Below are 12,493 nucleotides of genomic sequence, written 5' to 3'. Positions count from 1 at the left end.
TGAAAAATTTCTCCCAGTAATTAAGTTATCATTTTGTCACAATTTTGTCAAAACAAATTTTGATTTATTTAAAATTTTATAAAAATAAAAATGATGAATCTAGTAGTGCAGCTCGAGTCCTTCTATCCATTGGCTAGCATATACGCTGCTTAAATGATGGAACGCTTCGAGCACATCGCTTGGATTTGCCGCAAAAAGTTGTTTTGCGACGTTTTGATTTTGTTCGTGAATAAATTGAAACAGAAAGTCTGTTTTGACACGATTGACGATTAAAAGCGCACAATAAGAGCGTTCTAGCTGCTTTTTGCGCTCGATTGTATCATCAATTTGTTCGAAATGCGCTTTATAGCGGGAAATAAGTTCGGATATATGCTCGCGAATTCGCGCTTGCGCTTCGTTCATCATTTCCTCCATTTCTCTGGCAGAAAGAAATGATTGCTCCTCAAGCATGGTTCCAAGCACTTGTTGTAAAGCATGCGACGATTCTGTTGCGAATGCTACATTGGCGAGCAATCCATGCATATATTCATTCTCATCCGCTGCTTGAATTCGTAATTTCATAATGATTTCAAGCACATCGGAATGAACTTTTTCTTTCGTCCAATGGGCGGTCAATTCATGAAGGAGAATGGACAATATATGGGCAACTTCCTCTTTTGTCATTTTCATCGTTGGCAGTTCCTTTCTGATTCGTGTTGTATATTTTAAGAATGCCATGGTGATGTATCCACCGTCAACGTTGCTTCCTTTTTTAGTTGTAGAATCGAGCTTCTTTGAGTAAGATGGAACTAATAGAAAAGGGGAGGAGAAAAGCAATGAAGCCGCTAAGGCTGCGAGGTCATCATTTATTATGTGTTCATGGATTTCGCGGAATGGGATATAGCCCGTCGTTTGTCAAAAAAATGTGGGAAGTAGTGACAAAAATTCGCGATGAAGAACAAGATTTTCCGATTCAAGTCGTTGCTGCGCTCGATGATACGTGCATGACATGTCCGCATCACGGGGAAACGGCATGCCAAGCAGATCCAAATTCGAATGAACATGTGATCTCCATGGACCAAAAAGTGATTCGCCATTTAGGAATTGAAGAAAACGAAATTTATTTAAAATCGGAATTAGTGCGGCTTACAGCGCAAAAAGTGCGGCCGGATGATTTAGATTACTTATGCGCCAACTGTTCGTGGCTTCCGTATGGCGTGTGTAAAGAAGGAATTGCCAATGTGCAAAATGGCAATGTGGCGCAAAAGGCAAAAGTAAGTACCGGCAGAAAATCATTTTCGCAGCAATACCATTTTCAGAATTCATAAAAAATAATGACACCATTGATAAAAAAGTGTGATATGATAAACAAATATAAGAGATTTTCAGACAGAAAGGGTTATGGAACATGAAAGTGGCAAAATTTGGAGGAAGTTCGGTCGCAAGCGCCACACAGTTTCGAAAAGTCGCCGATATCGTCAGCTCTGATGTGGAGCGCCGCATTATTGTTGTATCGGCGCCGGGGAAACGATTTAAAGAGGATATAAAAATAACCGATATCCTTATTCAATTGGCGCAAGCGGTTATGGAAGGAACAGCATGCGATGAGATCGTTCAGGCGGTAGTAAAACGATATGCGGAAATCGCCAAGGAGCTGGAATTGCCGGCAGATGAATTTACAGCGGAGCTAGAAAAGGATTTGCGTTGGAAAATGAACGAATATCGTCATGATCCGTGCCGCTTGATGGACGCGATAAAAGCAAGCGGGGAAGATCATAACGCTAGATTGATGGCGCTTTATTTACAGGAGATAGGGTTAGAAGCAAGCTACGTCAATCCGCGGGAAGCAGGAATTATTGTAACGGATGAACCGGGTAATGCGCAAATTTTGCCGGAATCGTATGAAAAGCTATATCATTTACGAAAACGACGCGGCGTATTAGTGATTCCGGGATTTTTTGGCTACTCATTGGAAGGGAATATCGTCACATTCCCACGCGGAGGTTCAGATATTACCGGATCGATTGTAGCAGCCGGGGTGAAAGCGGATGTGTATGAAAACTTTACGGATGTCGATTCGATTTATTGCGTCAATCCTTCCATTGTCGAAAACCCGCGCCAGTTAAAAGAAATTACATACCGAGAAATGCGCGAACTTTCTTATTCCGGATTTTCCGTGTTTCATGACGAAGCGCTGGAACCAGTTTATAAAGCAGGCATTCCTGTTTGTGTGAAAAATACGAATAACCCTGCTGCTCCAGGCACTTGGATTGTCGCCAAACGCAACCATCATGACGAACCGATTGCCGGCATCGCTAGTGATACGGGATTTTGCAGCATTAACATCAGCAAATATTTAATGAACCGGGAAATCGGATTTGGCCGCAGACTGCTGCAAATTCTAGAGGATGAAGGAATTTCGTATGAGCATACTCCTTCTGGCATTGACAACATGTCCGTTATTTTACGGGAAAATCAATTAGAAGGAGGAAAAGAGCAGCGCATTTTAGACCGCATTCAAACGGAGCTGGAAGTCGATGAAGTTCATATTGAACATGGACTTGCGCTGATTATGGTGGTTGGCGAAGGCATGGAACGCACCGTCGGGATGGCGGCAAAAGCAACTGCGGCGCTTGCGAAGGCAAACATTAACCTTGAAATGATCAACCAAGGTTCATCGGAAGTAAGCATGATGTTCGGCGTAAAAGAAGAAGTCGTGGCCGATGCGGTTCGCGCGCTTTATGAAGCGTATTTTCAAGAGGCTTCCGTAGGAAACGAAGTATAAAATACATAAGAGGCGGAACGAAAAGTAATCCATTACTTTCGTATCCGCCTCTTTTTATATGTTTTTATACATAAGACATAGAAGTTCGGAAAATACTACCAATGTATATATTTTATGAGGGAGGAAACGGCATTGAAACGATTTTTCTTCGCCATCATCGCATGTTTCGTTTTCACCATCGCCCATGACGGACCGCATGCATTTGCGCAAATCCAAAAGCAAGAACTAGAGCAGTACATAAGCAGCATCGGCTGGACGATGGAAGATTTACTAAATTATTTAGATGATTACCAGATGACGGTCGCAGATTTTCAGACGATGGATGAGCTAAAGCAGTGGCTCGGTACACCGATTACAGAAGAAAATTTCCATCAGCTGCTTACACGCTATCAATTGACACAAGAAGAATTAGAAGCATTGCTTGGCCAGTTTGGGGAAACGGTTCAAGATTATACGTTTATTGATGACTTGGATGCGGCTGTTGGCTTTTATTTGCGACATAACGAACAAATGCAGCAAATTAATGATATGCTTGGGGCAATTGGGTTTACAGAAAAGGAAGCGAATCGTTTATTTGCGCATATTGCATCGCTTCATCACCAAAATTTGAAGCAACAGTTAGAAGCATTGAGCGCGCGCATACAACCGTTTCTTCAAGTGGAAGATGCAACACAGCTAACGAAGCAGCAACAGAAACAATTGTTTTCCATTTGGGAAGATGTGCTGGCTGCGCTGGAAATACAACCGAAATTTTACTTGGAGAAAAACGGGGACAAGCAGGAAGTATCTTATCGCCGGCTTTTGTCAATGGATACGCTCGGTGGTCGGGATTTACGGGTCGAGCTATACAATCAAAAAGGAGAATTGCTTTCCGATGTCCAGTTGTCGGAAGAAATGTTTACTTCGGGATATGTGTTCCGAGCAGGTGAAAAATTGATCGACGCCAGCGCATTAGCAAGTGAAATGAAAGAAAAAATGTATGGCGAAAAAATGCCAGATACTGCTTCTCCGTATCTTGCCAATATGCTGCTTGGTCTTCTGTTTGTTTTGCTTGGCGCTTATGTTTATTGGCGCGCAAGAAGCAAATTAGCGGAGTGAGACATATGAGCGGGCGGTGGAAAACATATCAAACGTACGGTGCGTTGGTTTGTATAATGATAGGATTGGTGATGGCACTTTGGAATGGATATTCCTATTGGCTCGGGTACGATGCTGTAAAACCGTTGAAAGAGAAAGGAAAAACGCCTATTGCTCGGCAAATGACTATAAATACGGCCGCCAAACCGGAGATTGGCGAGCAAATCGGGATGTTATCGATTCCAAAGCTTGGCGTTTCTATACCAATTTATCATGGAACAGAAGAGCGGCAATTGCGAAAAGGAATTGGGCATTATCCAAAAAGCGCTTTGCCGGGAGAACGAGATAAGAATAATATGGTGCTATCCGGTCATCGTGATACTGTATTTCGGCAATTGGGCCAAATCGGTGTTGGCGACAAATTAATTGTGGAAACAACAATGAAGCAGTTTATTTATCGAGTAAAAAAAGTCCGCATCGTGGATGAAAACAACCGTACGGTTCTCGTCGAAAAGCCTCGTCCAACATTAACGGTGACGACATGCTATCCGTTCCATTTTATTGGCAAAGCGAAGCAGCGCTATGTTCTCATTGCGCAGCTTGTTTCCACCATAAAGAAAAAGGGCTAGATGCGTGATTCTAGCCCTTTATGGTTGATTCATTGTTTTTAAAGCCGCGGCGCTCGTTCAATTGCTGTTTAAATTCCTTCAACAATGCTTCTCCTTGCAGCCCTTTTTTTACAAGACCCGCAAGTACCACTTCCGCTAAATCTGTTTTGCTTCGGATTAACAATCCATCCATAAGCACGCTGATATGGTCGTTCATTCTTGTGATGGAACGAACAGTTGCGAGCATATTGGCGGGATCGTTGCTTCGGTTTGTAATCGTTACTTGAAGACGGAATTCGTCATTTCTTTTTTGCAGTTCTGAAAATATCGATTCGTATTCTTTATCTAAATATGTTTCGATTAGCCAGCGATTTTGTCCGTCTTCTTTATTAATAATCAGTCCATCAATAAACGGGATTTCTTGTTGGTGCAAATCATCGTAAACAACGGAGAGCCCCACAAGCTTGAAGGTCTTCATTCCATCACCTCGTCAACATTGTCCTTGTAGAAATTATAGCATATTCCAACGACCGAGGGAAAATGTATCACGTGCCCGTTATCTATTTAATATTTTATCCAATTGCAACCGTATCGATGTGGTGAGCTGTCATTTTATGGTTCGATAAGTCTATTTTTGATGAGAATATAGAAAAATTGAATTTTGCTGTCGATTTTACGTCGTTCAGACCGTATGACCATCATAATTGCGGAAACAAACGGTATGTAAAATTAAAAAATGATGATTTTACGAAGAAATAGAAGTCCATTATGATGAATATGCATCGAAATGGAAGGGAGGGATGTGTCGAAACATGATTAATCAAGTCGTGCTCGTCGGCCGGTTGACAAAAGATCCGGAACTTCGATATACCGCCGATGGAGCAGCAGTCGCTAACATTACGTTAGCGGTAACAAGAAATTTTCGCAATGCGGAAGGGGGAATTGATACCGATTTCGTTCAATGTACACTTTGGCGGAAAGTGGCGGAGAATACAGCCAATTACTGCCGGAAAGGTTCGATTATTGGCGTCATGGGGCGGATTCAGACAAGAAACTATGAAAAGAAAGATGGGCAACGAGTATACGTGACAGAAGTAGTGGCTGAATCCGTGCGGTTTATGGGCGGCAAAACGAATGAATGGATCGAACATGCGTAAATTTCCTCTATGATTCCTCATTCTTTTCCTTCCAACCTTTTCCCCAAAAGAAAGAGAGCGTGTTTCCTCGTAACATCCCCAACTTTGCGCTAGCAGGAAACGTTAGCGCTTTTTTTTGTAGATATCGAGGCGTTTTCGTTGCTGCACCGTGCAAAGCGAATAGCTGGATGTGATTATTTGATGGCATCGGAAAATTCTTTTACTAGCTTAATGATGATCGATTCTAAATGTCTTCGCTTTTTGACCGGCAATTGGGTCAGAGAGTAAATCGTTTTTTCCATATTTGGGTTTTGTCTCAAATAGTCAATAATATCCAACATTTTTTCATCAATACGATCCGTTTGATATAGAAGGTTTACCTCTCGCAGCAACTCTTTTTTTGTCGTATGCTTCCCAATTAAAAAATCGACGCTCACTTTGTATAAATTGCTTAGTTTTTGCAACGATTGCACGTCCGGAAGCAAATCCCCGTTTTCCCATTTGCTGATTTGTGAGCGCGATATATTGAGATGTTGCGCCAGCTGTTCTTGTGTCCAGTTATGCTGTTTGCGCAAATATTTTAGTTTTTCTCCTAAATTCATGATCATTATCACCACGCTCGAATAAAATCCATCAATAACTTAAAGATAGGAGAGCGTGGAAGAGGTTTGTGTTCTGTTTAGGAACGTTTGTTTATTTGTTCCCAAAAAGATCAAACTTTTCCACTTGTCAATGTTCGACATCTTTGTCCGTTGACTGTCATCATGGTACAATAAGCGAAAAATGGATAAATATTTACTATAACCAGGAAAAAGAGGGATGATGGTGAATATTTATCTCGCGGATTTAATGGTAAGTGAGCGGAAAGGTTTCAAACGAAAGAAAGGAACGTATCGGGTATTTATCAAAGAAATGCGAAGCCCATTTTCGATCAAATTGAAAACGATTGCGCCAACTAATTTTACGGATTCATTGCGGTTTTTAAAAAGCGAGGAAAAACATGACCGTTTCTTGGGGGAAGAAGCGCGGTTTCGCACCATTGCGTGTTCTCGTGATGCTCAATTGTATTTCGTATTTAAATCGGTCAATCAACTATATATGTTTATCGTAAAGCTTGATTTACAAAAACAAAAGTTCGAAATTGCCCTCTATGAGTGGAATCAGCTCCAACAAAAATATCTCCGCCTTCACACCAATGAGCTATTAACCATTGAGAGGCAGCTTATTTATTATATTTTGCAGTCGCTTTATATTTTGGACAACAATCGTATTTCTTATTTATTTATGTGCCCGGCAAGAAAAAACAATAAACGGTTGTAGCTGTTTTATGATCGCCTCAAGAACTTCCCTCGTTTGTTCTGCTTTTCCTATGGTATTTTGGATGAGGATTGTACGTTAAGCCGCAGATATTCAATACGATTTGATCCTTGCTTAAATAGGGTATTCCCTATTATTTTTTTAAAGTTTTCCAGTTCCCCGCCGCGATTATTCTGGTTTGGATGGCAGCGAACATGGCTGTTTTTTCGTAAAGATTATCTAAATTTTGTATAAAAAAACAAAAATGCTCTTTCTATGGGAAGGGAAGTTTCGCTATACTAATAATATACGTGACTAATTTTCACACCTTTCCGCATGTCGAAAAATGGAATCTGCCTAAAAAGATGTCGTATCTCTCAGACTATTAGAATGGGCAATTTCAATAGATTCCTTTTTTCGACATTGTTGCGATGTAGATTCAGCCACGGGGGAGAGCGAAAAGGTGTTGAATTGAGCTGAATTAGCATTGATTCAAGGTGACAAACGTTGTACAATGCGGGAAGCAGAACAATAAGGGAGAGGTAGATGATTGTGAATTGGAAACCAAGGCAGATCGTGCTAACGTCCGCTTTCGTCTCTGCGCTGTTTCTGATGCCGGATGATGGAAAAGCAGCGGAATGGAAAGTGGGGATGAGCTCGCCGCAAATAAAGGAGCTTCAGCAACTGCTAAAGGAGAAAGGATTTTTTACATATCCGACTGCTACCGGTTATTTCGGAACGATTACCGAGCAGGCAGTAAAAGCGTTTCAAGCATCCGTTCGTTTGCCGGTCACGGGCATCGTCGATGACGCTACATACGCCAAGTTAAAAGGAACAGTTGTCTATAGTACTTCGGAAATGAAAATCGGCTCGCGCGGAAACAATGTAAAGGTGCTGCAGCAAAATTTAAAGTTGCTTGGCTATTTCCGATATCCGGAGATCACTGGTTATTATGGAGTGATTACGCAAGAGGCGGTCAAGAAGTTTCAACGAAATAACGGCCTTTCCGCAACAGGAGTCGCAGATGCGCGCACTGTACAGTTGATTCAAAACGCGGTGAATAAGCAATCTAACAAAACTTTGCAAGCAAATGCATTAAAAATAGGTTCAAGAGGGATGGAAGTAAGCAAATTGCAACAAAAATTAAAGCAGCTCGGTTATTTTACATATCCGGAAATTACGGATTACTATGGAACGTTTACGGCGGAGGCGGTCCGCAAATTTCAGGAGAAAAACAAACTTCCAGTTACCGGAGTGGCTGACAGTGCGACGCTAGCGAAAATAAACGAAGCGATAGCCAGCTCCGAACCGCAGCCGTCCGCACCGAAAGCGGGCATCTATTTAACAATTGGATCGACTGGTTCTAAAGTGAAAGAAGTGCAAACAAAGTTAAAACAGCTTGGCTATTTTACATATTCGCAAATCACTGGCTATTATGGAACTATTACAGCAAATGCAGTAAAGAGTTTTCAACGGGATGTTAATCTGAAGGCAACAGGTGTTGTCGATGCAGAAACATATGAGCGTTTGATGGGAAAAGCACCGCAGCGAAAGCTTGATGTTACTGAACTTGTTGCCGATGCGGCGGAACTTCTTGGCAAACCATATGTTTGGGGCGGGGAGACGCCGCAAGTAGGTTTTGACTGCAGCGGATTTATTGTTTATTTGTTTAAAAAACAAGGAATCTCTTTGCCTCGCACAGTAGCAGCGATTTGGAACGTCGGCACGCCGGTTTCCTCCCCTTCGGTCGGCGACATTGTCTTTTTTGAAACGAGCCGTTCTGGCCCATCCCACGCAGGCATTTATATCGGCAAGAGGCAATTTGTTCATAGCGGCTCTTCCACTGGCGTCACCATTAGCAGCTTGGATAATTCTTATTGGAAAGCGCGTTACTTGGGCGCAAAACGATACTAAATTAGGGAAACTCTAACAGAGGGAATTTATAAAATAAAGGGATGGCTTGGGAGTTTCCAGAGCTATCCCTTTTGTTTTGGGAAGTGATGTTCATTTCTAGATATACGCGACGCATGTTGTGTAGAAAGCGATGCATGTTCGTCATTAAGAGTTAACGTTATGGATGTTACTCATTTTTGTTTCGGGCTTTTTGGATGTCAATGAACATTACCTTGATTGCACCAAGCTCTTTTTCTCAGTTTAGAAATTCACCAGTACACTTCTTCTTATCTAACTCGGGTTCCCCCATCCATAAACAAAGTTTATGGAGGTTTTTGGGTTTGTAGAGAATGCCATGTGTTGACGGTTGAGGAAATGGGAAGGTTATGATAATGTAAGGAATGAAGTTTGCATCGGACTTAACATTTTGGCATTGTAGGTGAAAGTATGGCTGATAAAATTAAAGTAATGACTATTTTCGGCACAAGACCGGAAGCGATTAAAATGGCGCCACTTGTATTGGAGCTGAAAAAACATTCTGAGTTCATTGAACCGATTGTCACCGTAACAGCGCAGCATCGGCAAATGCTGGACCAAGTTCTAGAAATTTTCGATATAAAGCCCGATTATGACTTAAATATTATGAAAGATCGTCAAACATTGACGGAAATTACCGTCCGCGCCTTAGAAGGACTCGATGACGTGATGAAAAAGGTGAAGCCGGATTTAGTGCTGGTACACGGAGATACGACAACCACGTTTGTCGCAAGCCTTGCGGCGTTTTACAATCAAATCGCTGTCGGACACGTCGAAGCCGGGTTGCGCACGTGGAATAAATATTCACCATTTCCGGAAGAAATGAACCGTCAGCTTACCGGTGTGATCGCCGACCTTCATTTCGCGCCAACGAAAAAAGCGTACGAAAACTTAATCGGTGAGAATAAAAAACCTGATTCTATTTTTATTACGGGAAATACGGCCATCGATGCGTTAAAAACGACAGTGACAGAAAATTACAAGCATGATATTTTAGAGAAAATCGGCAATGACCGCATGATTTTATTAACTGCCCATCGCAGAGAAAATCTTGGCGAATCCATGCGCAACATGTTCCGTGCGATTAAACGCATTGTTCAAGAGCATGAAGATGTGCAAGTAGTCTATCCTGTCCATTTAAATCCAGCGGTGCGTGAAGTAGCCGATGAAATTCTTGGCAATGATCCGCGCATCCATTTAATCGAGCCTTTAGGGGTGTTTGACTTTCATAATCTTGCTGCGAGAGCGTTTCTTATTTTGACCGATTCCGGCGGTGTGCAGGAAGAAGCGCCTTCGTTAGGCGTTCCGGTATTAGTGCTTCGCGATACGACAGAACGGCCGGAAGGCATCGAAGCGGGAACGTTGAAATTAGCGGGGACCAATGAGGAAACGATATACAACATGACCCGCGAGCTGTTGAATAATCGAAACGAATATGAAAAAATGGCGAAAGCTTCGAATCCATACGGAGATGGGCAAGCTTCTAAGCGCATTGTGGAAGCAATTCTTTATTATTTTGGCAAGGTGACACAGCCGCCTGCACCATTTTCCATTTAGATTCTAGGAATCCTCCATCCTTTTTAATAAGGAAAATATGGGACTTTTCGGAATTAGTCCGATACAGTATAGAAAATAACTTCTTTTCGTTTCTGTCTTGCTTATGATAAAATTAAATATTAGGGGTCTATTGGCCCCAAAAAGAAAACATACGGAGGTTTTCTGAGTTAATGTTGAAAAATCTTCCCCGTTCTGTAAAAATTGGAATAACACGTTCTATTACCCGCACATTTGAAGCGTATATGCGGGACATTGAATGGAATGAACAACGATTTGATCCGCGTGTATTTATGCAACGGTGGCGCGATTATATTGAGCATTACTCCAGTTGGTTTCATTCCCTCGATGATCGCCTGAAAGCAAATCCAGCGTTTCATGAGGAATTAGCCGATAAAATTAATTCCGTTATCGACAAAGTGCTGTCAGAAGCACCGACGGAGGAGCAGCTTGCCAAAATCGAGAACTTGGCAAAACAACATGGTGTAGAAGACATTCCCGTTTCTTGCAAAGCGGAAGCGGATTATCAGATTGAACGCCTCAAGCGCCTTGGGAATATGAACAAAATAGAAGAATAATGACATGCCATATCAAGATATTTTGGCATGTTTTTTATTTAGTTTGCGGAAGAACGGCATTATTCAAAACGGTAACACGGATGCATGTATGGCGGATTTGGTTTTATATATGGAAAAGTATACATTTAAAATTTGTTTCAGTATATTGAATTTCCGTTACAATAAAGACAAATGATATGATTTTTTGCTATAATAAAGTTTGGTTGTAAAAAAGGCATCTTGCATAAAAAAGGAGAGAAAAACTTTCTTATGAGTAAAAAAATTTGCGTCATTGGATTAGGGTATATTGGATTGCCGACAGCAGTGATGTTTGCCAATCACGGCATCCAAGTGCATGGTGTCGACATTAACGAAAACGCAGTAAAGATGATTCAAAACAAACAGCTGCACATTGAAGAACCGGGATTACAGGAACGCCTTAATAGTGCGATTGATAGCGGGAAATTTACCGTTTCCACCACACCGGAGGAAGCGGATGTATTTATTATTGCTGTTCCATCTCCTATTAATGAAGATAAAACAGCAAACTTAGATTATGTGCGCGATGCGACAAAATCGATTGTCCCTTATGTTCGCAAAGGGAATTTGGTCGTACTCGAATCAACGGTGCCGCCGCGCACGGTAGAAGATGTCATGCTTCCTATTTTAAAGGAAACAAATTTAGAGATTGGGACGGAATTGTTTGTTTCGCATTCTCCAGAGCGTGTGATTCCAGGAAGAATTTTTGAAGAATTAACCAACAACGACCGCATTGTCGGCGGTATTAATGAGGAATCTTCACGTTTAACAGCGGAATTATATAAAACGTTTGTCAAAGGAACGATTCACATTACTGACGCGACAACCGCTGAATTGGTGAAAGTAATAGAAAACACGTATCGGGATGTCAACATCGCGTTTGCAAACGAATTGGCAAAAATAAGCGAGAAAATTGGCGTCAATGTGTGGGAAGCAATTCGTCTTGCTAACTTCCATCCGCGTGTAAACATTCATTTGCCTGGTCCAGGGGTTGGAGGCCATTGCATTGCGGTAGACCCTTGGTTTTTAGTGGAATTGCAGCCAGAATTAGCGAAGATCGTTAATCTCGCTCGTCATACAAACGACAGCATGCCGGAATATACAGCGTTAAAAATTAAACAAATTCTTGAAAATGAAAATATCCATCATGGCCGTGTTGCCGTATTTGGTCTAGCATTCAAAGGAAACGTTGACGATATGCGGGAAAGCCCATCGCTTGAGGTTATTCATCATTTAGAAAAGCTTGGTTTTGATTATACTGCTTACGATCCACATATCAAGGAAAATAAAGTGGAGCGCCAGACGCAGCAAATCGAAGAAGCGGTGGCCCATGCGGATATCATTGCCATTTTAACCGATCATAACGAATTTAAAACGTTGAATCCGGAAAAGATCGCTTCTCTTGTACGTACTAAAATTATTTTGGATACAAAAAATTGCATTGACCGGAACGAATGGGAGAAGCACGGATTTCAAGTATTCTTGCTCGGGGATGGCAAAAATACTCTAAAATAAAGCAAGATGACGTTTCGA

General features: G+C 41.7%; 13 protein-coding genes. 10 read left to right on the top strand and 3 right to left on the bottom strand.

Going from position 1 to position 12,493, the window contains the following annotated elements:
* Window positions 1-99: 99 nt before the first annotated feature.
* Window positions 100-669, bottom strand: a complete 570-nt coding sequence (locus tag B9L23_RS18205) for a hypothetical protein (RefSeq protein ID WP_089098357.1) — start codon at window positions 667-669, stop codon at window positions 100-102.
* Window positions 670-815: 146 nt separating this feature from the next.
* On the opposite strand from B9L23_RS18205, the gene B9L23_RS18200 reads away from it, so the two are divergent.
* The 4 genes from B9L23_RS18200 to B9L23_RS18185 all read left to right on the top strand — a co-directional run bounded on the left by B9L23_RS18200 (window position 816) and on the right by B9L23_RS18185 (window position 4,470).
* Window positions 816-1,307, top strand: coding sequence for a DUF1284 domain-containing protein (locus B9L23_RS18200; RefSeq protein WP_089098169.1), 492 nt, complete (start codon window positions 816-818; stop codon window positions 1,305-1,307).
* 80 nt (window positions 1,308-1,387) lie between these two features.
* Entirely contained in the window at window positions 1,388-2,764 is a 1,377-nt protein-coding gene (locus B9L23_RS18195) for an aspartate kinase (protein WP_089098168.1), read from the top strand.
* A 132-nt stretch (window positions 2,765-2,896) separates the two neighbouring features.
* Window positions 2,897-3,862 carry a processed acidic surface protein gene (locus B9L23_RS18190; RefSeq protein ID WP_015865179.1) on the top strand — a complete coding sequence of 322 codons (966 nt, stop codon included), beginning with the start codon at window positions 2,897-2,899 and terminating at the stop codon, window positions 3,860-3,862.
* A gap of 5 nt (window positions 3,863-3,867) precedes the next feature.
* Entirely contained in the window at window positions 3,868-4,470 is a 603-nt protein-coding gene (locus tag B9L23_RS18185; RefSeq protein WP_089098167.1) for a class D sortase, read from the top strand.
* A gap of 10 nt (window positions 4,471-4,480) precedes the next feature.
* On the opposite strand, the gene B9L23_RS18180 is transcribed toward B9L23_RS18185, so the two are convergent.
* Window positions 4,481-4,927: a YwpF-like family protein gene (locus tag B9L23_RS18180; RefSeq protein WP_015865177.1), complete on the bottom strand. Its 447-nt coding sequence runs from the start codon at window positions 4,925-4,927 to the stop codon at window positions 4,481-4,483.
* Between the two features lie 334 nt (window positions 4,928-5,261).
* Here B9L23_RS18180 and ssb point away from each other — a divergent pair, with 334 nt between their 5' ends.
* The gene (gene ssb, locus B9L23_RS18175; protein WP_015865176.1) at window positions 5,262-5,606 is read left to right on the top strand and encodes a single-stranded DNA-binding protein; all 345 of its coding nucleotides are present in this window, start codon (window positions 5,262-5,264) and stop codon (window positions 5,604-5,606) included.
* Window positions 5,607-5,779: 173 nt separating this feature from the next.
* Here the strand turns inward: ssb and B9L23_RS18165 are convergent, their stop codons facing one another.
* Window positions 5,780-6,193, bottom strand: coding sequence for a helix-turn-helix domain-containing protein (locus tag B9L23_RS18165; protein WP_015865174.1), 414 nt, complete (start codon window positions 6,191-6,193; stop codon window positions 5,780-5,782).
* A 211-nt stretch (window positions 6,194-6,404) separates the two neighbouring features.
* Between B9L23_RS18165 and B9L23_RS18160 the strand changes: the two genes are divergently transcribed.
* The 5 genes from B9L23_RS18160 to B9L23_RS18140 all read left to right on the top strand — a co-directional run bounded on the left by B9L23_RS18160 (window position 6,405) and on the right by B9L23_RS18140 (window position 12,475).
* Window positions 6,405-6,905 (top strand): hypothetical protein, encoded by a 501-nt coding sequence (locus tag B9L23_RS18160; protein WP_089098165.1) that lies wholly within the window; start codon window positions 6,405-6,407, stop codon window positions 6,903-6,905.
* Between the two features lie 522 nt (window positions 6,906-7,427).
* On the top strand, window positions 7,428-8,795 hold the full coding sequence (locus tag B9L23_RS18155; RefSeq protein WP_211278823.1) for a C40 family peptidase: 1,368 nt from the start codon (window positions 7,428-7,430) through the stop codon (window positions 8,793-8,795).
* 426 nt (window positions 8,796-9,221) lie between these two features.
* Window positions 9,222-10,367 carry a non-hydrolyzing UDP-N-acetylglucosamine 2-epimerase gene (gene wecB, locus B9L23_RS18150; protein WP_089098164.1) on the top strand — a complete coding sequence of 382 codons (1,146 nt, stop codon included), beginning with the start codon at window positions 9,222-9,224 and terminating at the stop codon, window positions 10,365-10,367.
* A 170-nt stretch (window positions 10,368-10,537) separates the two neighbouring features.
* Window positions 10,538-10,942, top strand: a complete 405-nt coding sequence (locus B9L23_RS18145) for a hypothetical protein (RefSeq protein WP_089098163.1) — start codon at window positions 10,538-10,540, stop codon at window positions 10,940-10,942.
* A 249-nt stretch (window positions 10,943-11,191) separates the two neighbouring features.
* Window positions 11,192-12,475 carry a nucleotide sugar dehydrogenase gene (locus B9L23_RS18140; protein ID WP_089098162.1) on the top strand — a complete coding sequence of 428 codons (1,284 nt, stop codon included), beginning with the start codon at window positions 11,192-11,194 and terminating at the stop codon, window positions 12,473-12,475.
* Window positions 12,476-12,493: the final 18 nt, after the last annotated feature.

Source organism: Parageobacillus galactosidasius, assembly GCF_002217735.1.
Taxonomy (GTDB): Bacteria; Bacillota; Bacilli; order Bacillales; family Anoxybacillaceae; genus Parageobacillus_B; species Parageobacillus_B toebii.
The sequence above is the reverse complement of the archived record's forward strand: the minus strand, read 5'-3'. Positions and strand labels throughout refer to the sequence as shown.

Bases quoted from the DNA above. Each gene is read 5' to 3' on its own strand.
- B9L23_RS18205 (WP_089098357.1), bottom strand. From the start codon at position 669: ATGAAAATGACAAAAGAGGAAGTTGCCCATATATTGTCCATTCTCCTT.
- B9L23_RS18155 (WP_211278823.1), top strand. From the start codon at position 7,428: ATGATTGTGAATTGGAAACCAAGGCAGATCGTGCTAACGTCCGCTTTC.
- B9L23_RS18140 (WP_089098162.1), top strand. From the start codon at position 11,192: ATGAGTAAAAAAATTTGCGTCATTGGATTAGGGTATATTGGATTGCCG.
- ssb (WP_015865176.1), top strand. From the start codon at position 5,262: ATGATTAATCAAGTCGTGCTCGTCGGCCGGTTGACAAAAGATCCGGAA.
- B9L23_RS18180 (WP_015865177.1), bottom strand. From the start codon at position 4,927: ATGAAGACCTTCAAGCTTGTGGGGCTCTCCGTTGTTTACGATGATTTG.
- B9L23_RS18160 (WP_089098165.1), top strand. From the start codon at position 6,405: ATGATGGTGAATATTTATCTCGCGGATTTAATGGTAAGTGAGCGGAAA.
- B9L23_RS18145 (WP_089098163.1), top strand. From the start codon at position 10,538: ATGTTGAAAAATCTTCCCCGTTCTGTAAAAATTGGAATAACACGTTCT.
- wecB (WP_089098164.1), top strand. From the start codon at position 9,222: ATGGCTGATAAAATTAAAGTAATGACTATTTTCGGCACAAGACCGGAA.
- B9L23_RS18185 (WP_089098167.1), top strand. From the start codon at position 3,868: ATGAGCGGGCGGTGGAAAACATATCAAACGTACGGTGCGTTGGTTTGT.
- B9L23_RS18200 (WP_089098169.1), top strand. From the start codon at position 816: ATGAAGCCGCTAAGGCTGCGAGGTCATCATTTATTATGTGTTCATGGA.
- B9L23_RS18195 (WP_089098168.1), top strand. From the start codon at position 1,388: ATGAAAGTGGCAAAATTTGGAGGAAGTTCGGTCGCAAGCGCCACACAG.
- B9L23_RS18165 (WP_015865174.1), bottom strand. From the start codon at position 6,193: ATGATCATGAATTTAGGAGAAAAACTAAAATATTTGCGCAAACAGCAT.